Source organism: Peribacillus aracenensis (assembly GCF_025175645.1).
Classification (GTDB): Bacteria; Bacillota; Bacilli; order Bacillales; family DSM-1321; genus Peribacillus; species Peribacillus aracenensis.
Map to the genome: position 1 here is coordinate 1 of NZ_JANZMJ010000115.1, position 357 is coordinate 357.

Annotated in this window: 1 pseudogene; it reads left to right on the plus strand. The window is 41.2% G+C overall.

From position 1 onward, the window contains the following. Positions 1-357 (plus strand): annotated as a pseudogene (locus tag N0M92_RS29260) (reverse transcriptase domain-containing protein); the annotation flags it as partial.

The window sequence follows — 357 nt, forward strand, 5'->3', positions numbered from 1 at the left end:
TGTCTATAAAAATAAAGGTGCAAGTGGGGTCGACGGAGTAACAGTCGACGGACTAAAGCAATACCTGAAAGAGAACAAAGATGAACTGCGTCAGCGCATCAGAACAAGAAAATACCAACCACAAGCTGCCTTAAGAGTGGAGATCCCAAAAGAAAATGGAAAGATGCGCAAATTGGAATACCAACAGTAGTGGATAGAGTCGTTCAACAAGCCATTCATCAAGTTCTCAGTCCACTATTAAGTAATATAATGTTAAACGAACTTGATAAGGAACTGGAGAAAAGAGGACTAAGGTTCGTGAGGTACGCTGATGATGCCCTTATTTTTGTGAAAAGTGAAAAGGCAGCGAACCGAGTA